Origin of the sequence: Pseudoduganella sp. LjRoot289, assembly GCF_964252925.1 — a bacterium.
GTDB lineage: Bacteria > Pseudomonadota > Gammaproteobacteria > Burkholderiales > Burkholderiaceae_D > Rugamonas.
Genome location: NZ_CAXUPN020000001.1, coordinates 4,981,011 through 5,004,430 on the forward strand (window position 1 = coordinate 4,981,011; position 23,420 = coordinate 5,004,430).

General features: G+C 65.6%; 24 protein-coding genes and 1 pseudogene. 10 read left to right on the forward strand and 15 right to left on the reverse strand.

The features are described from left to right. Positions 1-2: 2 nt before the first annotated feature. Both ACSQ8Y_RS21310 and ACSQ8Y_RS21315 read left to right on the forward strand, forming a co-directional pair. Entirely contained in the window at positions 3-2,006 is a 2,004-nt protein-coding gene (locus tag ACSQ8Y_RS21310; protein WP_436268423.1) for a prolyl oligopeptidase family serine peptidase, read from the forward strand. 33 nt (positions 2,007-2,039) lie between these two features. Beyond that, on the forward strand, positions 2,040-3,257 hold the full coding sequence (locus tag ACSQ8Y_RS21315; protein WP_436268424.1) for a 6-phosphofructokinase: 1,218 nt from the start codon (positions 2,040-2,042) through the stop codon (positions 3,255-3,257). 54 nt (positions 3,258-3,311) lie between these two features. On the opposite strand, the gene ACSQ8Y_RS21320 is transcribed toward ACSQ8Y_RS21315, so the two are convergent. Genes ACSQ8Y_RS21320 through ACSQ8Y_RS21330 form a run of 3 tightly spaced genes read right to left on the reverse strand, consistent with a single transcriptional unit; the run spans position 3,312 to position 4,979 of the window. Next, the gene (locus ACSQ8Y_RS21320) at positions 3,312-3,959 is read right to left on the reverse strand and encodes a DsbA family protein (protein ID WP_436268425.1); all 648 of its coding nucleotides are present in this window, start codon (positions 3,957-3,959) and stop codon (positions 3,312-3,314) included. Beyond that, positions 3,956-4,183, reverse strand: a complete 228-nt coding sequence (locus tag ACSQ8Y_RS21325) for a 2-hydroxymuconate tautomerase family protein (RefSeq protein ID WP_436268426.1) — start codon at positions 4,181-4,183, stop codon at positions 3,956-3,958. The genes ACSQ8Y_RS21320 and ACSQ8Y_RS21325 overlap by 4 nt, the downstream gene beginning before the upstream one ends. Before the next feature lie 46 nt (positions 4,184-4,229). Then, positions 4,230-4,979 carry an SDR family NAD(P)-dependent oxidoreductase gene (locus tag ACSQ8Y_RS21330; RefSeq protein ID WP_436268427.1) on the reverse strand — a complete coding sequence of 250 codons (750 nt, stop codon included), beginning with the start codon at positions 4,977-4,979 and terminating at the stop codon, positions 4,230-4,232. A 128-nt stretch (positions 4,980-5,107) separates the two neighbouring features. Here ACSQ8Y_RS21330 and ACSQ8Y_RS21335 point away from each other — a divergent pair, with 128 nt between their 5' ends. Further along, positions 5,108-6,025 (forward strand): LysR family transcriptional regulator, encoded by a 918-nt coding sequence (locus ACSQ8Y_RS21335; RefSeq protein WP_436268428.1) that lies wholly within the window; start codon positions 5,108-5,110, stop codon positions 6,023-6,025. A 30-nt stretch (positions 6,026-6,055) separates the two neighbouring features. Here ACSQ8Y_RS21335 and ACSQ8Y_RS21340 read toward each other — a convergent pair. The 5 genes and pseudogenes from ACSQ8Y_RS21340 to purM form a co-directional block, all read right to left on the reverse strand. After that, positions 6,056-6,283 (reverse strand): annotated as a pseudogene (locus tag ACSQ8Y_RS21340) (HigA family addiction module antitoxin); the annotation flags it as partial. A 20-nt stretch (positions 6,284-6,303) separates the two neighbouring features. Continuing rightward, entirely contained in the window at positions 6,304-6,693 is a 390-nt protein-coding gene (locus tag ACSQ8Y_RS21345) for a hypothetical protein (RefSeq protein ID WP_436268429.1), read from the reverse strand. Positions 6,694-6,880: 187 nt separating this feature from the next. Next, a complete protein-coding gene (hepT, locus tag ACSQ8Y_RS21350; protein ID WP_436268430.1) occupies positions 6,881-7,321 on the reverse strand; it encodes a type VII toxin-antitoxin system HepT family RNase toxin in 441 nt (146 codons plus the stop codon). Next, positions 7,305-7,715 carry a type VII toxin-antitoxin system MntA family adenylyltransferase antitoxin gene (gene mntA, locus ACSQ8Y_RS21355; RefSeq protein WP_436268431.1) on the reverse strand — a complete coding sequence of 137 codons (411 nt, stop codon included), beginning with the start codon at positions 7,713-7,715 and terminating at the stop codon, positions 7,305-7,307. Before mntA ends, hepT begins: the two co-directional genes overlap by 17 nt. Positions 7,716-7,817: 102 nt before the next feature. Further along, positions 7,818-8,861 carry a phosphoribosylformylglycinamidine cyclo-ligase gene (gene purM / locus ACSQ8Y_RS21360; protein ID WP_436268432.1) on the reverse strand — a complete coding sequence of 348 codons (1,044 nt, stop codon included), beginning with the start codon at positions 8,859-8,861 and terminating at the stop codon, positions 7,818-7,820. Between the two features lie 138 nt (positions 8,862-8,999). Here purM and ACSQ8Y_RS21365 point away from each other — a divergent pair, with 138 nt between their 5' ends. The 7 genes from ACSQ8Y_RS21365 (at position 9,000) to panB (ending at position 14,979) form a co-directional block, all read left to right on the forward strand. Continuing rightward, on the forward strand, positions 9,000-10,082 hold the full coding sequence (locus ACSQ8Y_RS21365) for an AI-2E family transporter (RefSeq protein ID WP_436268433.1): 1,083 nt from the start codon (positions 9,000-9,002) through the stop codon (positions 10,080-10,082). 36 nt (positions 10,083-10,118) lie between these two features. Further along, positions 10,119-10,787, forward strand: a complete 669-nt coding sequence (gene hda / locus ACSQ8Y_RS21370; protein ID WP_436268434.1) for a DnaA regulatory inactivator Hda — start codon at positions 10,119-10,121, stop codon at positions 10,785-10,787. Then, a complete protein-coding gene (locus tag ACSQ8Y_RS21375) occupies positions 10,787-11,458 on the forward strand; it encodes an HAD family hydrolase (protein WP_436269884.1) in 672 nt (223 codons plus the stop codon). The genes hda and ACSQ8Y_RS21375 overlap by 1 nt, the downstream gene beginning before the upstream one ends. Continuing rightward, on the forward strand, positions 11,451-13,118 hold the full coding sequence (gene pcnB / locus ACSQ8Y_RS21380; protein WP_436268435.1) for a polynucleotide adenylyltransferase PcnB: 1,668 nt from the start codon (positions 11,451-11,453) through the stop codon (positions 13,116-13,118). Before ACSQ8Y_RS21375 ends, pcnB begins: the two co-directional genes overlap by 8 nt. Beyond that, complete coding sequence (gene folK, locus ACSQ8Y_RS21385; protein WP_436268436.1) at positions 13,115-13,603, forward strand: 2-amino-4-hydroxy-6-hydroxymethyldihydropteridine diphosphokinase; 489 nt, start codon at positions 13,115-13,117, stop codon at positions 13,601-13,603. Before pcnB ends, folK begins: the two co-directional genes overlap by 4 nt. A gap of 6 nt (positions 13,604-13,609) precedes the next feature. Beyond that, entirely contained in the window at positions 13,610-13,945 is a 336-nt protein-coding gene (locus ACSQ8Y_RS21390) for a DMT family protein (RefSeq protein ID WP_436268437.1), read from the forward strand. A 140-nt stretch (positions 13,946-14,085) separates the two neighbouring features. Next, positions 14,086-14,979, forward strand: coding sequence for a 3-methyl-2-oxobutanoate hydroxymethyltransferase (gene panB, locus ACSQ8Y_RS21395; RefSeq protein WP_436268438.1), 894 nt, complete (start codon positions 14,086-14,088; stop codon positions 14,977-14,979). A 101-nt stretch (positions 14,980-15,080) separates the two neighbouring features. On the opposite strand, the gene ACSQ8Y_RS21400 is transcribed toward panB, so the two are convergent. The 7 genes from ACSQ8Y_RS21400 to ACSQ8Y_RS21430 all read right to left on the reverse strand — a co-directional run bounded on the left by ACSQ8Y_RS21400 (position 15,081) and on the right by ACSQ8Y_RS21430 (position 23,318). After that, entirely contained in the window at positions 15,081-16,568 is a 1,488-nt protein-coding gene (locus tag ACSQ8Y_RS21400; RefSeq protein ID WP_436268439.1) for an aldehyde dehydrogenase, read from the reverse strand. Between the two features lie 113 nt (positions 16,569-16,681). Then, entirely contained in the window at positions 16,682-17,521 is an 840-nt protein-coding gene (locus ACSQ8Y_RS21405; protein ID WP_436269885.1) for an ABC transporter permease, read from the reverse strand. 20 nt (positions 17,522-17,541) lie between these two features. Next, positions 17,542-18,459: an ABC transporter permease subunit gene (locus tag ACSQ8Y_RS21410; RefSeq protein WP_436268440.1), complete on the reverse strand. Its 918-nt coding sequence runs from the start codon at positions 18,457-18,459 to the stop codon at positions 17,542-17,544. Between the two features lie 14 nt (positions 18,460-18,473). Further along, positions 18,474-19,613: an ABC transporter ATP-binding protein gene (locus ACSQ8Y_RS21415; protein ID WP_436268441.1), complete on the reverse strand. Its 1,140-nt coding sequence runs from the start codon at positions 19,611-19,613 to the stop codon at positions 18,474-18,476. 105 nt (positions 19,614-19,718) lie between these two features. Next, positions 19,719-21,095, reverse strand: coding sequence for an aspartate aminotransferase family protein (locus tag ACSQ8Y_RS21420; protein ID WP_436268442.1), 1,377 nt, complete (start codon positions 21,093-21,095; stop codon positions 19,719-19,721). A 12-nt stretch (positions 21,096-21,107) separates the two neighbouring features. Then, a complete protein-coding gene (locus ACSQ8Y_RS21425; protein ID WP_436268443.1) occupies positions 21,108-22,478 on the reverse strand; it encodes a glutamine synthetase family protein in 1,371 nt (456 codons plus the stop codon). An 84-nt stretch (positions 22,479-22,562) separates the two neighbouring features. Continuing rightward, on the reverse strand, positions 22,563-23,318 hold the full coding sequence (locus ACSQ8Y_RS21430) for a gamma-glutamyl-gamma-aminobutyrate hydrolase family protein (protein ID WP_436268444.1): 756 nt from the start codon (positions 23,316-23,318) through the stop codon (positions 22,563-22,565). Between the last annotated feature and the right edge of the window lie 102 nt (positions 23,319-23,420).

Consider the following 23,420-nt stretch of genomic DNA (forward strand, 5'->3'; position numbering starts at 1 on the left):
ACATGAACAGCAAGCAACTCCTGACCATCGCCCTGCTGCTGGGCTCAGCCTGCGGCGCGCCAGCGCACGCCGCCGCGCCGCCGGCCGAGCACTTCTTCGACAACCCGGCCTTCAGCCAGCCCAAGCTCTCGCCGGACGGAAAATTCCTGGCCTTCAAAGGCAGCCGCAACGGCGAGCGCACCGGCCTCTACGCGCTGGACCTGGCCAGCCGCGCGATCAAGGGCCTGATGCAGTATTCGGACGTCGACATCGACGATTTCGAGTGGGTCAACAACCAGCGCCTGGTGTTCGATACGAACGACGACAAGGTGGCGCCGGGCGACATGACCAAGGCGCCGGGCATGTACGCGATCAACCTCGACGGCGGCGAATACCGCGTGCTGGTCGACCGCAGCTACAGCCCCGCCAGCGAAACCGGCAGCATGATCAAGCAGCGCATCCTGCCCTACAACACCTACCTGCTGGGGCAGCGGGGTGCGCAGGACAGCGAGTCCATCTATGTGCGCCGCGCCCACTGGGACGAGGTCAGCTGGGACCTGGACTACTTCGACCTGCAGCGCCTGAACACGCTGACCGGCAGGGCTGAAACCCTGCAGCGTCCGGGCAAGGTGATCAGCTGGCTGCTCGACGCGCGCGGCGAGCCGCGCGTGGCTGTGGCCGTGCAGGACGGCACCGCCAGCGTGCTTTACCGCGACGGTGACGGCAAGAGCTGGCGGCAGCTGGCCGCTTTCCCCGCATATGGCGACGCACCGGGCAGATTCTGGCCGCTGGGCTTCGCCGCAGACGGCAAGCTCTACGTGAGCAGCCGCGCCGGCAAGGACAAGGAGGCGCTGCACCTGTACGACGTGGCCAAGGGCCAGATGGCGCCGGAGGCGCTGGTGTCGCTGGCGGACTACGACTACGACGGCAAACTCATTTACAGCAATGGCAACATCATCGGCCTGGAATTGCTGTCGGACGCGCGCAGCACGGTCTGGCTGGACGAGCGCATGAAGGCGGTGCAAAAGGCCATCGACGCCAAGCTGGCCGGCACGGTCAACCTGGTGCGCCCGCCGCTGCGCCCGCAAACGCCGTGGATGCTGGTGCGCTCGTATTCAGACCGCACGCCGGTGCGCTACTACCTGTACAACGCCGATAGCGGGGAACTGGGCGCGCTCGGCGCGCTGCATCCGCTCATCGATCCAGCCCAGATGGGCCAGCAGGACCTGGTGCAGGTCAAGGCGCGCGATGGCCTGGCGATACCGGCCTGGCTGACCCTGCCCAGCGGCCAGAGCAAGAAGCTGCCGCTGGTGCTGCTGGTGCACGGCGGCCCGTTCGTGCGCGGTTCGGAATGGGGCTGGGACGCGCAGGCGCAATTCCTGGCCTCGCGCGGCTACGCGGTGCTCGAGCCCGAGTTCCGCGGCAGCACCGGCTTCGGCGCGCGCCACTTCGAGGCCGGCTGGAAGCAATGGGGACTGGCCATGCAGGACGACATCGCCGATGCCGCCCGGTGGGCAGTCGCGCAGGGCTATGCGGATCCGCAGCGCATCTGCATCGCTGGCGCCAGCTACGGCGGCTATGCAACCTTGATGGGCCTGGCGCGCAATCCCGAGCTGTTCAAATGCGGCGTCGAATGGCTGGGCGTGACCGACCTGGGTCTGCTGTACAAGGACCACTGGAACTTCCTGTCCGACCTCGACGAAGGCTGGAAGCAGTACGGCCTGCCGCAGCTGGTGGGCGACCCGGTGCGGGACGCGCAGCAGTTGAAGGACACCTCGCCGCTCAACCTGGCCGCCCGCATCACGCAGCCGCTGCTGATGGCCTACGGCAGCGACGACAGGCGCGTCCCCATCCCGCACGGACGCGCCTTCCATGCCGCCGTCAAGGCGCACAATCCGGACGCCGAGCTGGTGGTCTATCCCGGCGAGGGACACGGCTGGGCGGTGCAGAAGACCCGCATCGACTTCTGGACCCGGGTTGAAAAATTCCTGGCGCGGCATATCGGCGCGCAGGCCAAAACGGAGTAAGCTGGCGGCAGTCCACTCATCAAGGAGCTGCGCATGCCGTCGGGAAAAATTCTGGTCGCACAGGGAGGCGGGCCCACCGCCGTCATCAACCAGTCGCTGGTGGGCGTGGTGCTGGAGGCGCGGCGCTTCCAGCATGTGACCCGGGTGTACGGCGCGCTGCACGGCGTGCGCGGCATCATCAACGAGGACTTCGTCGACCTGACCCAGGAGACCAGCCACAACCTCGAAATGGTGGCCGCCACGCCCTCCTCCGCGCTGGGCTCGACGCGCGACAAGCCGGACGCGGCGTACTGCGACCAGATCTTCGACGTACTGCGCGCGCACGAGATCGAACAGTTCTTCTACATCGGCGGCAACGACTCGTCCGACACGGTGCGCATCGTCAGCGAACGCGCCAGGGCGGCCGGCTATCCGCTGCGCTGCATCCACATCCCCAAGACCATAGACAACGACCTGGTCGGCAGCGACCACACGCCCGGCTTCCCGTCGGCGGCGCGCTTCGTCGCGCAAGCCTTCGCCGGGGCCAACCTGGACAACGCCGCGCTGCCCGGCGTCTATGTCGGCGTGGTGATGGGGCGGCACGCCGGCTTCCTGACGGCGGCCTCCGCGCTGGGCAAGAAGTTCGACGACGACGGCCCGCACCTGATCTACCTGCCCGAACGCGTGTTCGCGCTGGAGCAGTTCCTGGCCGACGTGAAGGCGGCCTACGAGAAATTCGGCCGCTGCGTGATCGCCGTCTCCGAGGGCATCCACGACGCCAGCGGCGAGCCGATCGCCAGCCTGCTGGCCAAGGAGGTCGAGCGCGACGCGCACGGCAATGTGCAGCTGTCGGGCACCGGTGCGCTGGCCGATCTGCTGTGCGACGAGATCAAGGACAAGCTGGGCATCAAGCGCGTGCGCGGCGACACCTTCGGCTATTTGCAGCGCTCCTTCATCGGCTGCGTGTCCGACGTCGACCAGCGCGAGGCGCGCGAAGTGGGCGAGAAGGCCGTGCAGTTCGCCATGTGGGGCGAGCGCGACGGCTCGGTGGCCATCAAGCGCACCGGCACCTACTCGGCCGACTACGAGCTGCTGCCGCTCGACGCCGTGGCGGGCAAGACGCGCACCATGGAGGACGAGTTCATCAGCGCCAGCGGCACCGACGTGACGGACGCCTTCCGCCTGTATCTGCGCCCCCTGCTCGGCTCCGGCATGCCGGACGCGTTCCGCCTGCGCCCGGCGCCGGTGGCCAAGATCCTGCGTACCACGTAGGGCGGGTTAGCGCAACGCGCGTAACCCGCCAGAGCCGCCGAGACACACGGCGGGTTACGCTGCGCTAAGCCGCCCTGCGATCTCCTCCAGCTGTGCCTCCAGCTGTTCGACGCGGGCGTAGCCGGGACTGACTTCATACAGGCCGTCCTCCGTCTCCAGCAACAGCGCCGGGAAGCTGCGCACGCCGAGCGAGCGCACGTAGGTGAACTCGGCGGCCGTCACTGCGATGGCCGCCGCGCCGTCCCACTCGGCGTGGAAAACCGCCGGCGTCACCCGATGGCCGTCCCGCTCCAGCGCCGCGCTGGCGACGTCGGACAGCACGCGGCCGTCGGTGGTGTCCAGGCCGTCCACGTAGAAGGCGTGCTGCAGGGCGCGGAAGACGGCCAGCTGGTCCGCCTGCGGCGCCAGTCTGCGCGCCGCCACGACCGCGCGGCACACCGGCTCGGTGTCATAGACGAAGTTCTCCCGCGCCAGGAAGGCCGCGCGGTTGAACGGCAGTCCGCTGCTCTGCTCCACGCGCGCCCAGTGTCCGAGGCGGAACTGCTTGCCCGTGTCGTCCAGCACATCTGTGGCGCCGGCCCGCACGCCGCCCACCAGGATCTGCATCTGCAGCTCCGGGTGGCGCTGCGCCAGCGCCGCCAGTTCCTTGCCGAAGCCGTAGCACCACGAGCACATCGGGTCTCCGGCATAGATCAGCTTCATGACTGGGCCGCGGCTTTCTCGGCCGCCTCGCGCTGGCGCCGGGTGGTGATGTTTTCGCTGTTCAAGCCCCAATTGTCCATCTCGACCTCGTCGATGATGACGAAGGTGGTGGCCGGATTCTTGTTGAGCACGCGCTGCAGCAGATCGGTGACGCCTTCGATCAGTTCCAGCTTCTGCGCAGGGGTGACGCCTTCTTTGGTGATGCGGATATTGACGTATGGCATGGTGATGCTCCTTGAGTTGGTGGGTTGTGCTTGATGGGACGAAAGCTTACCAGACGCCGGCCGCCGCGCCGCCGTCGACCACGGCCACGGTGCCGCTGACGAAGGAGGAGTCGGTCAGGTAGAGCACGGCGTTGACGATGTCGTCGGTCTCGCCGATGCGGTTGCTGGGCGACAGGCCTTTCAGGAAAGCCTGCGTGCCCTCGTCGGTGCCGTGCATCGGGGTGCGGATGATGCCGGGTGCCACCGCGTTGACCTGCACATTGGAGCCGGCCAGTTCGATGGCCAGGCCGCGCGTGGCGTAGTTCAGGCCGCCCTTGAGCAGGATAGGCAGCAATGCCGGCACCTTGGCGTTGGGCTGCTCGGCAATGGCGGCGGTGATGGTGACGATGTGGCCGGCTTTGTTGGCGCCCATGTGGCGCGCAGCCTGCTGGGACGGGTAGAAGAAGCCCAGCAGATTGGTGCCGACGATGGTGCTGACTTCGTCTTCCGTATAGTCCGCCGTGGCCTTGGGCAGGAAGATGCCGGCGTTGTTGATCAGGATGTCGACCTTGCCGAATGCGGCGATGGCCTGCTCGAACAGCGCGGCGGCGGTGGACGCCAGCGCGATGTCGCCAGCCACGGTCAGGAAGTTGGCGGGATTGCCCAGCTGGGCGGCGGCGGTCTGCAAGCCGTCGGCGCTGCGGGCGTTGCCGACCACATTGTAGCCGCGCGCCAGGTAAGCCTTGGCGATGGCGAAACCGATGCCGCTCGAGGCGCCGGTGACGATGACGGTGGTGCTGTTATTGGTGCTGTTCATGGTGTGCTCCGATCCAGGTTGGGTTGGCTTGCCGTCGCGTTCGTCGCCGGCATGGAACACACTTTACTTATTCCATCAGCGCCGATAAATGGCTAATATGGAACATGACTTGATACATGGTGTAATGTATGCAGAGAAACTTCGACGAAATGCAGCTGGGCACGATCGAGCTGTTCTGCCAGGCGGCCGAGCTGGGCAGCTTCACGGCGGCGGCCAGCCAGAGCGGCGTGACGCCGGCGGCGGTGAGCCGCTCCATTGCACGGCTGGAAGAGCGGCTGGGCGTGCGCCTGTTCGTGCGCACCACGCGCCAGATCCGGCTCACCGACGGCGGGCGCCGCTACTACGAGCAGTGCCGCGAGGCGCTGGAGCAGCTGCTGGAAGCCGAGCGCGAGGTGACGGGCGCGCAAAAGACGCCGGCCGGGCCCTTGCGCATCAGCGTGCCCACGCCCTTCGGCCACTACCGGCTGCTGCCGCTGCTGCCGCAGTTCCGCCTGCTGTATCCGGACGTGACGGTGCAGGTCCACATCAGCAACCGCAATATCGACTTCGCCGAGGAGAGCTACGACATGGTGGTGCGCGGGCGCGACCCGGCCGATTCCTCGCTGATCGCGCGCAAGCTGGAGGATGCGGAACTGGTGCTGGTGGCGGCGCCGGCCTACCTGAAGCGGGCCGGCGCGCCGAAGTCGCTGGACGAGCTGGAGCGGCACGAGTGCATCCAGTTCGACCTGCCCAGCAGCGGGCGCAAGATCCCCTGGCTGTTCAAGGTGGACGGCAAGCCGGTCGACGTCGAGACGCACGGCGGCTATACCTGCGCCGAGGACGTGCTGGGCATCGTGACCCTGGCGCGCGCGGCGGCGGGGCTGGTGCAGACCTACCGCTTCATCGTCGAGCGCGACCTGGCCGAGGGCAGCCTGGTCGAGCTGCTGCCGCAGCACGGCGGCCGCTCGCGTCCCTTCATCCTGCTGTACCCGCACGCGCGCCATTTGTCGCTGCGGGTGCGGACGTTTGTCGATTTCCTGACGGAGCGGCTGAGCCCGCGATCGTGAATCAACGGGCCGTGCGCGACCGAAGTGCCGTCAAGCTGCGTCCAGGTCCGGGAAAGAGAAAGGCCGAACCGTCGTTGGATCAACTGAGGTCCTGGCCCGTTCGAGATCGTACGAGGTCTGCATATTTATCCATGACTCGGGCGACCGGTCAAAGGCAAGCGAAATGCGCACCGCCATCTCCGCCGTCAAATCCTGTTCCTTGTCCAGGAAAGCCTGGACCACTTCAACCGGCAAGCCCAGGCATAGAGAAATTTCCGCCGAACTAAGTCCATACTACGCTAGGACATTTTGCTATTCCGGGACGAGAAGATATTCCACCAGAACAGCAGCACCGAGACCAGCACTACGATCGACGAGATGCCGGCGATGGGTCCGGCTTCGCGGTGGCCAAGGTAGATGGCGGCCACGGCGGCCATCATCAGCGGCACTGCGGCCTGGAACAGCCAGAAGTGCCAAACGGCGAGGACAGATTGCGCTGCGGCGGGGAAGACACGGTACAGCAGCCCCGTCAAGCTCATGGCAACCCAGCCCAGCAGATTGATGTGCGCATGCACCGGGAACAAGGTGTGGTCCTCGCTCGCCCCCATGAACACACCCAGGCTGATACCGACGACGAAATAGGAAATGGCGCACAGAAACCAGCGGCGCGACAGGGTATCAACGTTCATGGCTTTCTCCGGGGGAAGAGTAAGACTCGGTCGATCTCCAGTGTAGTCAACGTTTATCAATTCCACAAGCGACAAGATTGCAAAATTAACACTACTAGAAAAGCATGAAATATTCAGCAGGATGCATTGTGATCATGGCGGCCTCGTAGGCTCGGGGCATCACGCCTGTCACTTCAGCAGCAGGAAATCATTTCTCTCGACTTTCTTGTCCACGGAGAATCGAATTGCTGAAGACCAGAAAGTCGTCCAGATGGTTTTCCACGACGGCGACAGTGATCGCCGACTGCAAGGCCTGGTAGTCATGCACAGCAATATTGCGGAAACCGACCATGCGTTTCATGACGTCGGCCAGCGCGGCGTCGATCCAGCCTGCGGTGTGCAGCAGCGTGAAGACGTCGCGCGAACTTTGCGGCACGCCCAGGCGCTCGCGGCGTACCACGTGCTGCCCGATGTCCAGCGCGGCTTCGCAGGCACGCTGGATGTTCAGGATGGCTGCGTCGTGGCGGGTGTGGTCTGCCGTGAAGGTGGCGGGGTCTTTCGCATACTCCTCGCGCACCCGCGCAACGCAGCGTTCGATCGTCGCCGCCTTGTTGACGATGACATCCTCGCCGTTATGCTCTGCTGCCATACACTCTACCTTCGCGTTGGATATCCTGCAGTAAACCGGCCCTCGCCTCGTCCAGCGTGGTTTTTTCGCTCAGCACCATGCACTCGAACAGCCCGGCCTGGACGTCCTTGGCCCACAAGCGCTTGCCGCTCGTAATGACCTGGTATTGCATCACGGTAGAGGCGTCGCGCAGGTCGAGCAGGTCGACGTCGTGGTCGAAGCGGATCGCCAGCGTCTGCGCCAGATCCCACGTCTGCAGCGGCGGCACCTTGCCCGCCACCAGCACGGCGAGGTCCAGGTCGCTGTCCGGCCCAGCAGTGCCCTGCACGCGGCTGCCGAAGGCGTACACCGCCAGCAGGTTCGGCAGGGCCGCTTGCAGCGTGGAGACGATTTCATCTTCCGGTATCGGATTCATGCAGGCTCCAAAAGACAAAAGCGGACGATGCCGGGGCATGGTCCGCTTTTTTCAGCAAATGCGCGGCATCTCATGGCGCGGATCAGCTCCGCGCCCTAGCCATTAAACCACAACGCACTGATGCTCGCCTTCCGCGCTGGCGCGGATCGCGCCGATGCGGTACACGGTCTCGCCGGCCGCTTGCAGCTGGGCCATGGCGGCGTCCGCGTTGGCGGCCGAGACGATGACGGTCATGCCGATGCCGCAGTTGAACACGCGGTGCATTTCAGCGTCGGCCACGCCGCCGTGCTGCTGCAGCCACTGGAACAGCGGCGGCATGGTCCACGACTTGCCGTCCAGCTCGCAGGTCAGGCCGGGCTGCAGCACGCGCGGGATGTTTTCCACCAGGCCGCCGCCGGTGATGTGCACCAGGCCTTTGACTTCCATCGCGGCCATCAGCGCCAGCAGCGGCTTGACGTAGATGCGGGTCGGCTCCATCAGCACGTCGGCCAGCTTGCGGCCGTGGAAGTCGCCTTCCAGGTCCGGCTTGGCCACTTCGATGATCTTGCGCACCAGCGAATAGCCGTTCGAGTGCACGCCCGACGAGGCCAGGCCCAGCACCACGTCGCCCGGGGCGATCGTCTTGCCGTCGATGATCTTGGCCTTTTCCACCACGCCCACCGCGAAACCGGCCAGGTCGTACTCGCCGGCCGGGTACATGCTCGGCATTTCAGCCGTTTCGCCGCCGATCAGCGCCGCGCCGGACTGCTCGCAACCCTGGGCGATGCCCTTGATGACGTCGGTCGCCTGCGCCACGTCCAGCTTGCCGCACGCGAAATAGTCGAGGAAGAACAGCGGCTCGGCGCCCTGCACCAGGATGTCGTTGACGCTCATGGCGACCAGGTCGATGCCGACCGTGTCGTGGCGGTTCAGCTCGAAGGCCAGCTTGAGCTTGGTGCCCACGCCGTCCGTGCCCGACACCAGAACCGGCTCCTGGTACTTCTTGCTGATCTCGAACAGCGCGCCGAAGCCGCCGATGCCGGCCATGACGCCTTCGCGCATGGTGCGCTTGGCAAACGGCTTGATCGCTTCGACTAAAGCGTCGCCCGCGTCGATATCGACGCCGGCGTCACGGTAGGACAGGGAAACATTAGAAGGTTGGCTCATGGTGTATTTCGCAGCGGAGGCGGTAAAATAGAAGGCGGTGGCCGGAATTTGTGCATTTGACACGCAAAACCCGGCAAGTCCGCTATTTTATCAAAATGCCCCGTCAACTTGCCGTTTTTAACAAAAACATCTTCCTACATGCCATTTCCCCTCTCGGTTGAACAAAAGCAAACGGCATTCTGGATAGCACTCTGGCTGGCATTCGTACTGCTCCTGGTCGCGCTCGGCCCGGTGCTCACACCCTTCATCGCGGCGGCCATCATCGCCTACGCGCTCAACCCTGGCGTCGACCGCATCGACCATCTGCGCCTGGGCCGCTTCGACGTGCCGCGCCCGCTCGCCGTGGTGGTCGTGGTGCTGCTGTTCCTGGCCGCCATCCTGTCGCTGGTGCTGATCGTGGTGCCGGTGCTGCAGACCGAGATCCCGCTGCTGCAGGCGCAGATCCCCGCCTTCATGGCCAAGGCCAACGACCTGCTCGGACCGCGCCTGCGCGACATGGGCATCAAGGTGCAGCTCGACAGCGACGGCATCAAAAAACTCGTTTCGCAGCAGATGGTCACCAGCGGCGACGAGATCTGGACCGCCGTGCTGGCCTCGGCCAAGGTCGGCGGCACGGCCGTGCTGGGCTGGATCTTCACCGTGGTGCTGGTGCCGGTGCTGCTGTTCTACCTGCTGCTGGACTGGCACCCGATGATCGCGCGCATCGCCGCCGCGGTGCCGCGCCGCTACATCGGCAAGACCATCGCCATGGCCGAGGAGGTCGACACCCTGCTGGCGCAATACCTGCGCGGCCAGCTGCTGGTCATGCTGGTGCTGGCGGTGTACTACTCGAGCTGCCTGGCCATCGCCGGCTTCGACGTCGCGCTGCCGGTCGGCATCCTCACCGGCCTGCTGGTGTTCATCCCCTACCTCGGCTTCGGCCTGGGCCTGGTGCTGGCGCTGATCGCCGCCGTGCTGCAGTTCACCGACTGGAGCGGCGTGATCGCGGTGGCCGTGATCTACGGCGCCGGCCAGGTCATCGAGGGCTTTTTCCTGACCCCGCGCCTGGTGGGCGAGCGTATCGGCCTCAACCCGCTGGCCGTGATTTTCGCCCTGCTCGCCTTCGGCCAGCTGTTCGGTTTCGTCGGCGTGCTGCTGGCGCTGCCCGCCTCGGCCATCCTGATGGTCGCCTTCAAGCATCTTCGCAGCCACTACTTGAGCAGCAGCTTTTATAATGCGTAGTGTGAAGACGAAAATGCAAACTGCGGGGCGTGAGCCATGAAGCAACTGGTGCTCGATTTAGGCGCCGAGCCGGTGCTCACCCTCGATTCCTTCGAGGTGGGGCAAAACGACGAGGTGGCCGCGCTGATGCGCGAGTTCGCCGCGCGCACCTCGCGCGAGCATTTCGCCTACCTGTGGGGCGACATCGGCGCCGGCAAGAGCCACATCCTGAAGGCGCTCGGCGCGCTCGAGGGCGCGCGCTACATCTCGCCGTTCTCGATCGAATCCGAATTCGTCTATTCGCCCGAGGTGGACCTCTACCTGCTGGACGACTGCGAAAAACTGTCGCCGCTGGCCCAGATCGACGCCTTCGCCCTGTTCAACGAAATCCGCGCCAACAACGCCTTCATGGTGTGCAGCGGCGCGGTGGCGCCGGCCGTGCTGCCGGTGCGCGAGGACCTGCGCACGCGCATGGGCTGGGGCCTGATCTACCGCCTGCACGGCCTGACCGACGACGAAAAGGTGGCCGCGTTGACCACGGCGGCGGCGGCCCGTGGTTTGACGCTGTCGCCCGGCGTGTTACCCTATTTGCTGTCCCATTACCGGCGCGACATGCGTTCGCTGTCGGAGATGCTGGACGCGCTCGACCAGTATTCCCTGGAAACCCAACGTCCCATTACCCTGCCGCTCTTGCGCGAATGGCTGCAGGCAGAAGCGAAAGAATGATGAACCTGGCCCTGTTTGACCTCGACCACACCTTGTTGCCCATCGATTCGGACTACGAATGGGGCCAATTCCTGTGCCGCATCGGCGCCGTCGACGCGCAAGCCTTCGCCCGCCGCAACGACGAATTCTTCGCCCAGTACCAGGCCGGCACGCTGGACCCGGTGGAGTACCTCGAGTTCTCGCTGGGCACCCTGGCCGGCTTCCCGCGCGCCAGACTCGACGACATGCACGCGCAATTCATGCGCGAAGTGATCGCCCCGGCCATCAAGCCGGCCGCGCGCGCGCTGCTGAAGAAGCACCTGGACGCGGGCGACCTGGTGGCCATCGTCACGGCCACCAACCGCTTCGTCACCGCCCCCATCGCCGAGGCGCTGGGCGTTGAGCACCTGATCGCCGCCATGCCGGAAGTGGCGCCCGACGGCGCCATCACCGGCAAGCTGCTGGGCACCCCGACCCAGGGCGCCGGCAAGGTGACGCACACCAAGGCCTGGCTCGAAAAACTGGGCAAGCGCCTGGAAGACTTCGAGACCGTCCATTTCTACAGCGACTCGCACAACGACATTCCGCTGATGTCGGTCGTCACCCATCCGGTGGCCACCAATCCGAATGCCGCACTGACCAGCCACGCCGCCGCTCAAGGCTGGCCAACAATCAAACTATTCAATGATTAAGAAATTGATCCGCAAAATCCTCGGTGTCAAAGAAGCCCCCGTGCGCGACACCAGCGTGCCCGTCATCCTCGGCGCGCAGCAGCACGGCATCGACCCGCGCCTGCTCTCGTCCAACGCGGTCCGCGTCACCAGCACCCTGCAGGAGGCGGGCTACCAGGCCTTCGTGGTGGGCGGCGCCGTGCGCGACCTGCTGCTGGGCGTGAAGCCGAAAGACTTCGACATCGCCACCGACGCCACGCCCGACCAGGTGAAACGCCTGTTCCGGCGCGCCTTCATCATCGGCAAGCGCTTCCAGATCGTGCACGTGATGTTCGGCCAGGACCTGCTGGAGGTGACCACCTTCCGCGGCCCGTCGATCGAGAATGCGCCCAAGGATGAACACGGCCGTGTCCTGCGCGACAATACCTTCGGCAGCATGGCGGAGGACGCCGAGCGGCGCGACTTCACCATCAACGCCATGTACTACAACCCGGCCAACGAGGAAGTGTTGGACTACCACGGCGGCATCGAGGACATCCGCGCCAAGACGCTGCGCATCATCGGCGTGCCGGAAGCGCGCTACCGCGAAGACCCGGTGCGCATGCTGCGCGTGACGCGCTTCGCCGCCAAGCTGGGCTTCCAGATCGAGCCGAACACGCGCGAGCCGATCACCGTCATGGCGCCGCTGATCAACAACGTGCCGCCCGCGCGCGTGTTCGACGAGATGCTCAAGCTGCTGATGTCCGGCCAGGCGCTGGCCTGTCTGCAGCAGCTGCGCAAGGAAGGCCTGCACCACGGCCTGCTGCCGCTGCTGGACGTGGTGCTGGAACAGCCGCTGGGCGTGAAGTTCGTCACCCTGGCGCTGGCCTCGACCGACAAGCGCATCCACGCCGGCAAGACCGTCTCGCCGGGCTTCCTGTTCGCCTCCCTGCTGTGGCACCAGGTGCTGGAGAAGTGGAACGCCTACAAGGCCGCCGGCGAATTCCCTATTCCGGCGCTGCACCTGGCGGCGGACGACGTGCTCGATTCGCAGACGGAAAAACTGGCCCTGCAGCGCAAGATCGGCTCGGACATGCGCGACATCTGGTCGATGCAGCCGCGCTTCGAGCGCCGCACCGGCAAGAATCCCTACAAGCTGCTGGAGCATCTGCGCTTCCGCGCCGGCTACGACTTCCTGCTGCTGCGCTGCGGCTCCGGCGAGATCGACGCCGAGCTGGGCGAGTGGTGGACCGCCTTCTACGAGGGCGACGAAACCGAGCGCGAGCAGCTGGTCGCCGGCGTGAACCAGGGCGGCAGCAGTGCCGGCGGAGCGAAACGCAAGCGTCCGCCGCGCCGCGGCGGCCGCAGCAAAGGTGAGGACGAAGGCGGCGGTGGCGGCGAAGGCGGCGGTGCTGGCGTTTCGCATGGCCGTGACGTTGGCCGTGACCGTGACGTCGACCATGGCCGTGACCGTGACCGTGACCATGAGCGGGATCATGATACCGGCGGCAGCGACGCAAGTTACGGCGAAATCAGCCGCGCCGAGTCCAGCGGCCGTACGCAAGGCGGCAGCGCGGAAAGCGCTCCGGCTGCGCCGCGCGCTCCGCGTGCGCCCCGCGCCCCACGTGCACCGCGCGCCCCCCGCACCCGCGCTCCGGCAGGCGCGGACACGGGCAATGGCGGCGGCAACGACGGCGAATGAGCCAGGCCGTGAGCACCACCGCCTACATCGGCATCGGCGCCAACCTGGGCGACGCGCAGGCCAATGTGCAGGACGCCATCGCGCGCCTGCGCCGCCTGTCCGGCTGCACCGTGGGCGCCGTCTCCTCGCTGTACCGCACCGCCCCGATCGACTCCAGCGGCGACGACTACATCAACGCCGTCGCCTGCCTGGAAACAACGCTGGGCGCCGAAGCGCTGCTGCAAGCGCTGCACGGCATCGAACAGGCGCACGGCCGCGAGCGGCCCTACCGCAACGCCCCGCGCACGCTGGACCTGGACTTGCTATTGTACGGCCAGGAAGAGATCAACAGCCCCACGCTGCAAGTGCCCCATCCGCGCATGTGCGAACGCGCCTTCGTCATCGTGCCCCTGCTGGAAATCGCCCCCGGTGCCACCATCCCCGGCCGCATCCCGGCCAGCTGCTACGCCTCCGCCGTCGCCGACCAGGCCATCACCCGGCTTTGACGCCTTATGCAAACACTCCTGCTGCTCGCTGCCTCCAACATCTTCATGACCGTCGCCTGGTATTGGCATTTGAAGGGCGGGATGAACAAGCCGCTGTTCATGGTCATCATGATCAGCTGGGGCATCGCATTCGTAGAGTACTGTCTGGCTGTGCCGGCAAACCGGATCGGCTTCGCCAGCGGCTGGAGCGCGGGTCAGCTGAAGGTGACGCAGGAGGCGATTGCGCTGGTCGTGTTCGGCGTGTTCATGGTGACCGTGCTCGGCGAACCGGTGAGCTGGCGGCATCTGGCGGCGTTCGGCTGCATCATGGCGGCCGTGGGCTTCCTTTTTGTGGGCAAATAGCCAAAGCGCCACACGTGCTGGCGGGCTGCGCCTATTTCCTCTTGTCTATCTGAAAAGAACGTTCGTTCGCAGGTAGAATACGCGGTTCGGCGCCCAGCGATACTCTGGCGCCACTTGGCCACACTATTTGAGGAACACCCATGTCTAGTTACTTGCAAGGAAACGAAATGGCGGGCAGCGCTCCCGTGCCGGCCGCTGGCGCAACCGTGGCGCCTGGCGCGGCGCCCGCCAAGCCTGTGGCCCAGAAGGCTGTCACCATCCCGGCGCTGAACGCGCTGCGCGCCGCCGGCAGCAAGATCGCCATGCTGACCTGCTACGACGCGAGCTTCGCTTCGCTGATGGACCGCTGCGGCGTGGAAGTGCTGCTGATCGGCGACTCGCTGGGCATGGTCTGCAACGGCCTGGATTCGACGCTGCCGGTCACCCTGGACGAAATCGCCTACCACACCAGGGCTGTCGCGCGCGGCAACAAGTCGGCGCTGGTGCTGGCCGACATGCCGTTCGGGACGTACGCGACGCCGCAGGCGGCCTTCGACAATGCCGTCAAGCTGATGCAGGCCGGCGCCCACATGATCAAGATCGAGGGCGGCGCCTGGCTGGCCGACACCGTGCGCTTCCTCACCGAGCGTTCAGTCCCGGTGTGCGCCCACCTGGGCCTGACGCCGCAGTCGGTGCACCAGCTGGGCGGCTACAAGGTGCAGGGCAAGACCACCGAGAGCGCGGACCTGCTGAAGGCCGACGCGCTCAAACTGCAGGCTGCCGGTGCCGCCATGCTGGTGCTGGAGGCGATTCCGACCCAGCTGGGCAAGGAAGTGACCGAGATGCTGGCGATCCCGACCATCGGCATCGGCGCAGGCCCGGACTGCTCCGGCCAGGTGCTGGTGATGCACGACCTGCTGGGCGTGTTCCCGGGCCGCAAGGCGCGCTTCGTGAAGAACTTCATGGACGGGCAGACCAGCATCGACGCGGCGGTCAGCGTCTATGTGGCGGCGGTCAAGGACGGCAGCTTCCCGGGTGCTGAACACTGCTTCTGAACGCGAACGCTGGCGGATTACGCACTCCGCGCTAATCCGCCCTACGCGGTAACCAGACTCAGTAGGGCGGTTTAGAGCGGCACGCTCGTAACCCGCCAACATCACCCGATCTGTATCCAGGTCGTTTTCAATTCCGTGTATTTGTCGAAGGCGTGCAGCGACTTGTCGCGGCCGTTGCCGGACTGCTTGTAGCCGCCGAAGGGCACGGTGATATCGTCGCCGTCGTACTGGTTCACGTGCACGGTGCCCGCCCTCAAAGCCCGCGCCACCTGGATCGCCTTGCTCATGTTGGCGCTCCACACAGCCGCCTGCAAGCCGTAAGGCGTGGCATTGGCCTGCTTCACCGCGTCATGCACGTCGCTGAAGCCGAGCACCGACAGCACCGGCCCGAATATCTCCTCCCGCGCTATCCTCATGCCGCTGTCCACCTGGTCGAACAAGGTCGGCGCGACGTAATAGCCGCCGCTTTGCGCCCGCTCCCGCACGCCGCCGGCCAGCAGGCGCGCGCCGTCCTCCTTGCCCGCCTCGATATAACCCAGCACGGTTTTCATCTGCACCTCGTCCACGATGGCGCCCATCACCGTCGCCTCGTCGAGCGGATCGCCCGGCTGGAAACGCGGCACCATGGCCAGCGCCTTTTCGATGAAGCTGTCCTTGATCGCATCCTCGACAAACAGGCGCGAGGGCGCGTTGCAGCTCTCGCCCTGGTTGAAATAGATGGAACCCACGGCCGCCGCCACCGCCGCGTCCAGGTCCGGGCAGTCGGCGCAGACGATGTTGGCGGACTTGCCGCCCAGTTCGGTCCAGGCGCGCTTCAGATTGGACTGCCCCGCCATCTGCATGATCTGCTTGCCGACCCGCGTCGAGCCGGTGAAGCCGATGCAGTCCACGTCCATATGCAGCGCGAGCGCGCTGCCGGCCTCGTTGCCGTAACCCGGCAGCACGCTGAACACGCCGGCCGGTATGCCCGCCTCCAGCGCCAGCTCGGCCAGGCGCAAGGACGTCAGCGGCGCCTTCTCGGACGGCTTGAGCACCACGCTGTTGCCGGCCGCGAGCGCCGGCGCGATCTTCCACGCGGCCATGATCATCGGATAGTTCCACGGGATGACGGCGGCCACCACGCCCACCGGTTCGCGCGTGATGAGCGCCAGGCTGCTGGCGTGCGTGGGGGCGATCTCGTCGTACACCTTGTCCACCGCCTCGCCGTACCATCGGATGCAGTTGGCGGCGGCGCCCACGTCCACGCTCTGGCTGTACTGGATAGGCTTGCCCATGTCCAGCGTTTCGAGCAGCGCCAGTTCGGCGGCGTTCTGCTGGACCAGGTCGGCGAAGCGTATCAGCACGCGCTTGCGTTTGGCGGGCGCCTGGCCGGCCCAGCGGCCGTCCTCGAAGGCGGCGCGCGCCGCTTGCACGGCGGCGTCCACGTCGGGCGCGGCGCAGCGGGCCACTTCCGCCAGCTTGCGGCCGTCGATGGGGGAATGTTTGTCGAACCGTTGTTCGGTGCGGGACCAGGCGCGCTCGCCGTTGATGAAGGCGCGGCCGTCGATGTTCAGCGCCAATGCGCGCTCGTGCCAATTTGCGTCTGCCATGCCAAGCTCCTTGTGTGTAGGCGGCTTGGCGCTTGGCGGGTTACGGCGCGGGGCGCCTAACCCGCCCTACAAACGCGCGGCCGCGTTCGGCGGGGGGCCGATGTGCTTCGATTTTACCCTTTGCCGGCGCTGGAGATCTGTTTCATTCGTGCGCGCTGGGCACGGGCCATGTAGATGCTCGATGCAATCACCGCTACCGTTACCACCAGGATAGTCAGGGCGGCCACGGCGTTCACGCGCGGGTCCAGGCCGAGGCGGGCGCGCGAGAAGATCACCAGCGGCATGGTCGTCGAGCCCGGGCCGGACAGGAAGGCCGACAGCACCACGTCGTCCAGCGACAAGGTGAACGTCAGCAGCCAGGCCGAGCCCAGCGCCTGCTTGATGTTGGGCAGCGTGACCAGGAAGAACACCTGGTGCGGCCGGCAGCCCAGGTCCATCGCCGCCTCTTCCAGCGACTTGCTCATCTCCTGCAGGCGCGACTGCACCACCACGGTGGCGTAGGCCATGCCGAGCAGCGTGTGGCCGATCCAGATGGTGCCCAGGCCGCGCTCCGGGAAGCCGAACATCTTCTGCACCGACACCAGCATCAGCAGCAGCGACAGGCCGATGATCACCTCCGGCATCACCAGCGGCGCGCTGGCCATGGCCGAGAACAGCGTGCGGCCGTGGAAGCGGCGGTGGCGGTTCAGCACGAAGGCGGCGAAGGTGCCCAGCACCACCGAGGAGCAGGCGGTGAAGAAGGCGATGCGCAGCGACAGCCCGAACCCGGAGATGATTTCGGCGTCTTTCATCAATTCGCCGTACCACTGCGTGGAAAAGCCGGTCCACACCATGTCCTGGCGCGAGCTGTTGAACGAGAACACCACCAGCACGATGATGGGCAGGTAGAGGAAGAGGTAGCCGAATGTCAGCCAGCCGCGGCCGAACCAGCGCGGGATCAGCGTGCCTTTCATGGGCGCAGTCACAGGTTTGCTCATGCCCGGCCTCCTTCGCGTTGCTCGGCTTGCTGTTTGTTCAGGATGGCCATCGGCACTAGGATCAGGAGGATGACCACCACGGTGACGGAGGACGCCATCGGCCAGTCGTTATTGGTAAAGAACTCGTCCCACAGCACGCGGCCTATCATCAGCGTTTCCGGGCCGCCCAGCAGCTCGGGGATGACGTATTCGCCAACGGCGGGGATGAACACCAGCATGGAGCCGGCGATGATGCCGGACTTCGACAGCGGCACCGTGATGCGCCAGAACGCCTGCCACGGCGTGGCGCCCAGGTCGGCCGCCGCCTCCAGGAAGCGCATGTCCATCTTGGCCAGGTTGGTGTACAGCGGTAGTATCATGAACGGCAGGTAGGCGTACACCATGCCGATCACCAGCGAGAACGGGGTGTTCATCATCTGCAGCGGTTCCTGGATCACGCCGATGGAGATCAGGAAGTGGTTCAGGATGCCCTGGTTGGCCAGGATGCCCTTCCACGCGTAGATGCGCAGCAGGAAGGAGGTCCAGAACGGCAGCATCACCATCATCAGCAGCACCGGCCGCAGCGAGGGGCGCGCGCGCGCCATGAAATAGGCGAAGGGGTAGCCGATCAGCAGGCAGCAGGCGGTGGTGATGGCGGCGTATTTCAGCGAACTGAGATAGGTCAGCACGTACAGCTCGTCGGCCGCGATGAACAGGTAGTTCGACACCCGGATCTTGAAGTTGACCACGCCGTCGGCGTAGGTCATCAAGGTGCCGAAGGGGTTGCCGGCGTCGATTTCGGTGAAGCTGATGCGCGCGACGATCAGGAAAGGCACCAGGAAGGCGCCCGCCAGCCACAGGTAGGGCACAGCGATGACGAAGGTGCGCCCGTTCAGCCAGCGCAGCGTCAGCAGGTCTTTGAGGAACTTGGACATGGCTATCCTGTCGCTCAGCGGGTCAGCACGACGACATCGCTGCCGTCCCACCAGGCGTGCACGCGCTGGTCGCGCTGCAGGCCCGCTTCGGCGTGGCGCGCCGAATTGGTGCGCGCCACCTTGATCTGCATGCCGCTGGCGAGCTTCACCTGGTAATGTGTTTCGTTGCCGAAGTAGGAAATCGACGAGACCGTGCCCTGCACGCAGTTGTGGCCATGCTCCTCCACCTTGGCGCGCTGCGACATGGTGGGCGCGTGCGGCTGCAGCACGATTTTCTCGGGCCGCACGGCCACGCCCACCTCCATGCCGTCGGTGCCGGTGATGCCGTGGCTGACATAATGGCTGGTCTCGTCCGATTCGATGACGACGTAGCCAGGCTGGTCTTCGACGACGCGGCCCTCGAACAGGTTAACCGAGCCGATGAAGTCGGCCACGAAGCGGCAGTTCGGGGTTTCATAGATTTCGCCCGGCGCGCCCACCTGCAGGATGCGGCCCTCGCTCATGACGGCGATGCGGGTGGCCATGCTCATGGCCTCGTCCTGGTCGTGCGTCACCATCACGCAGGTCACGCCGACCTGCTCGATGATGTTCACCAGCTCGACCTGGGTACGCTCGCGCAGCTTTTTATCGAGCGCGCCGAGCGGCTCGTCGAGCAGCAGCAGCTGCGGGCGCTTGGCCAGGCTGCGCGCCAGCGCCACGCGCTGCTGCTGGCCGCCGGACAGCTGGTGCGGCTTGCGCCGGCCGTAGGGCGTCAGCTGCACCAGCGAGAGCATCTTGTCGACGCGCTCGGCCACCTCGCCCGGCTTCATGCCGTCGCGGCGCAGGCCGAAAGCGATGTTGTCCCACACGGTCAGGTGCGGGAACAACGCGTAGGACTGGAACATCATGTTGATGGGGCGCTCGTACGGCGGCGTGCCGATGATGTCCTTGCCGCCCAGCGAAATGGCGCCCGCGGTCGGCGTTTCGAAGCCGGCCAGCATGCGCAGCAAGGTCGACTTGCCGCAGCCGGAACTGCCCAGCAGGGCGAAGATCTCGCCCTTGTTGATCGTCACCGACACATCGTTGACGGCGCGCACGCCGTCGAATTCCTTGACCAGATTACGGATGAACAGGAAGGGTTGTCCAGCAGCGTCGGCGGGTTGGGCTATCGTCATATTGGCGAATGAATAACTAAGTGTAAACGCACGCGCGCGGCAGAGCCGCACGGCAAAAGACGTGATTATAAATGCAGCAGATCGAGGACGACTACCAAAATGCGGTTACAAGTAGCCCTTTTGGCGCACTTCCTCCAGGGTCAGGTCCAGCGCGCGGCGGATCAGGCCCACCATCTCGTCGATCTGCGCGTGCGTCATCACCAGCGGCGGGGCGATGATCATGCGGTCGCCGACGGCGCGCATGATGATGCCGGTGTTGAACATGTGCGCGCGGCACAGCATGCCCACGCCGTGCGCCGGGTCGAAGCGCACCTGGTAGTGCACGTTCTCCGCCTTGCGCTTGACCAGGTTCAGCCCGGCCACGAAGCCGCAGGACTCGGCCGAGCCAACCAGCGGATGATCCGCCAGCGCGCCGAAGCGCTCCTTCAGGTACGGCCCGGTGTCGCTGGCGACGCGTTCGACCAGTCCCTCCTCCTCGATGATGCGCAGGTTCTCCAGCGCCGCCGCGCATGCCACCGGGTGGCCGGAATACGTGAAGCCGTGGTTGAAATCGCCGCCCTGCGCTATCAGCACGTCGGCCACGCGGTCGCTCACCAGCACACCGCCCAGCGGCACGTAGCCGGACGTGACGCCCTTGGCGAAGGTGATCAGGTCCGGCTTGTACGGCGCGGACGCGAACCAGCGCCCCAGCCTGCCGAAGCCTGTGATCACTTCGTCGGCGATCAGCAAGATGCCGTACTTGTCGCAGATGCGGCGGATCTCCGGCCAATAGCTGTCCGGCGGGATGATGACCCCGCCCGCGCCCTGCACCGGTTCGGCGATGAAGGCGGCCACTTTGTCCGGCCCCGTCTCCAGTATCTTCGCCTCCAGCCAGGAAGCGGCGCGCAGGCCGAATTCGTCCGGCGTCAGGCCCGCGCCGTCGTCGTGGTAATTGGGCTGTCCGATGTGGACGATGCCCGGTATCGGCAAGCCGCCCTGCTCGTGCATGCCGCTCATGCCGCCCAGCGAAGCACCCGCCATGGTGCTGCCGTGGTAGGAGTTGTGGCGGCTGATGATGACGTGGCGCTCCTTGTAGCCCAGCAGGTCCCAGTAGCGGCGCACCATGCGCACATTGGTGTCGTTCGCCTCCGAGCCCGAGCCGGTGAAGAACACGCGGTTGAAGCCCTCCGGCGCGAGCTGCGCCAGCTTGGCAGCCAATTGCACCGCCGGGATGTTGGTGGTGTTGAAGAAGCTGTTATAGAACGGCAGCGTCTCCATCTGCTCGTACACCGCCTTGGAGATGCTGGTGCGGCCATAGCCGACCGCCACGCACCACAGGCCGGACATGCCGTCCAATATCTTGTTGCCTTCCGAATCCCACAGGTAGATGCCCTTGCCGCGCACCATCACGCGCACGCCCTTCTCGCCCAGCGCCTTGTGGTCGGTGAAGGGATGCAGGTAATGGGCGTGGTCTTGCCGCTGTATGGTCTTGGTGTCAGCCATGATGATGGCTCCTTAAACGTGCAGCAGCAGGTGTTCGCGTTCCCAGGGGCTGATGACCTTCATGAACTCCTGGTGCTCCAGATCCTTGATGGCCGCGTACACATCGATGAAGCGGTCGCCCAGCACGGAGCGCAGCTTGTCCTCCTTGCGCAGCGTGGCCAGCGCCTCCGGCAGGCCTTGCGGCAGTTCGTACTTCATGTCGTAGGCACTGCCTGTGGTGGCCGGCGTCGGCTCCAGGTGCTCGGTCATGCCAAGGTAGCCGCAGGCCAGCGTGACGGCCAGCGCCAGGTAGGGATTGGCGTCCGCGCCGATGATGCGGTTTTCCACGCGGCGGTCCTGCACGCCCGACTCGGGCACGCGGAAGCCCACGGTGCGGTTGTCCACGCCCCACTGGATGTTGATCGGCGCGGCCGTGTGGCGCACCAGGCGACGGTAGGAGTTCACGTAGGGCGCGACGATGGCCATCGCCGCCGGCATGTAGCGCTGCAGGCCGCCGATGTAGTGCTTGAAGAACGCGGACGGCGAGCCGTCGTCGTTGCTGAAGATGTTGCGGCCGCTCTTCGCATCCAGCACGCTCTGGTGCACATGCATGGCCGATCCCGGTTCGCCGGCCATGGGCTTGGCCATGAAGGTGGCGTACATATCGTGCTTGAGCGCCGCCTCGCGCAAGGTGCGCTTGAAGAAGAACACCTTGTCGGCCAGGCCGAGCGGATCGCCGTGCAGGAAGTTGATCTCCATCTGGCCGGCGCCGATTTCATGGATCAGGGTGTCGACGTCCAGGCCCATCAGGTCGCAGTAGTCGTAGATGTCTTCGAACAGGGGATCGAATTCGTTGACCGCGTCGATGCTGTAGATCTGGCGGCTGGTTTCGGCGCGGCCGCTACGGCCTATCGGCGCCTTCAAAGGCAGGTCCGGGTCGATGTTCTTGTCGGTCAGGTAGAACTCCAGCTCAGGCGCCACCACAGGCAGCCAGCCACGGTCGGTGTACAGCTTGAGCACGCGCCGCAGCACAGTGCGCGGCGCGAAATCCACCAGCGCGCCGTCGGAGAAGTAGCAGTCGTGGATCACCTGCGCGGTGGGGTCGGTCGCCCACGGCACCATGGTGATGGTGGTGGGGTCGGCCTTCAGTATCATGTCGCGGTCGGTGGCCGAGATGGCGCGGTCGTAGGCCGCGTCCTCGGTCGGGTAGTTGCCGGTGACGGTCATGCCCAGCACCGCCTCCGGGATGCGCATGCCGCGCTCCTGGGTGAATTTCCCGCGCGGCAGGATCTTCCCGCGCGCCACGCCCGTCAAGTCGGGAACCAGGCATTCAATTTCAGTGACCCGTTTTTCATTGAGCCACAAATCCATATCGGTGTATGTGAAGTTTTCGCGAATAGCCATGAGGTGCTCTCTAAAAGTCTTGATCTTGCGCGGCCAAATTCAGCATGCGGGGCCGAGCGCTATGTGACTGCCAGATGAGCGCAGCTAAGGAATCCGTTCCTGGTAGGTGCGGCAAGCAAGGCCGAAGGCCCGGAATATCCTTATTGAATCCTGATTGGCGTCGAGCTGCCATTCAGGGTGCCACTGCACCGCCAGCGTGAACGCTGGCGCGGTGGCGACGGTGTAGGCTTCCACCAGACCGTCGTCGGCGGTGGCTTCCGCCACCAGGCCGGGGGCCAAGCGGTCCACACCCTGGCCGTGCAGGGAGTTGACCATGATCTCTTGCGCGCCATCGAGGATGGCCGCCAGTTTTCCATCGGCGGCGAGCCGCACGCGGTGCGCGGCGCCGTACTGCTTTTCCAGCGTGTCCTGGGGATTGTCGCGGTGGTCCATCATGCCGGGCACCTCGTGCACCGCCTGGTGCAGCGTGCCGCCCAGCGCCACGTTCACTTCCTGGAAGCCCCGGCAGATCGCCAGCAGCGGTATGCCGCGCTTGATGGCGGCGCGTATCAGCGGCAGCGTGGTGGCGTCGCGCGCATGGTCCTGCGGCAGTTCGAGGTTGAGTACTTCCTGTCCGTACAGGATGGCTTGCACATTGGAGGCGGAGCCGGTGAGCATGATGCCGTCGGCCGCGGCGAGCACGCCTTCGAGGTCGGTTTGCCCGCCCAGCGCGGGCAGGATCAGCGGCATGCAGCGCGCCCCCTGTACAACGGCGTCGATGTACTTGGAATGCACGGCGTGATCGGGGTGACTGCCGATATGCCGCGTGCAGGCGGGAACGATGACTAGTGGCCGGCGCATGGCTTCAGACTCTGTACGAGACCTCCGTTTAAGCGATAAGCCAATTTATCATAATTCCAGCGCTCTGGCATTTCAGTTAATACCACCGCCCGCCTGGCCGTG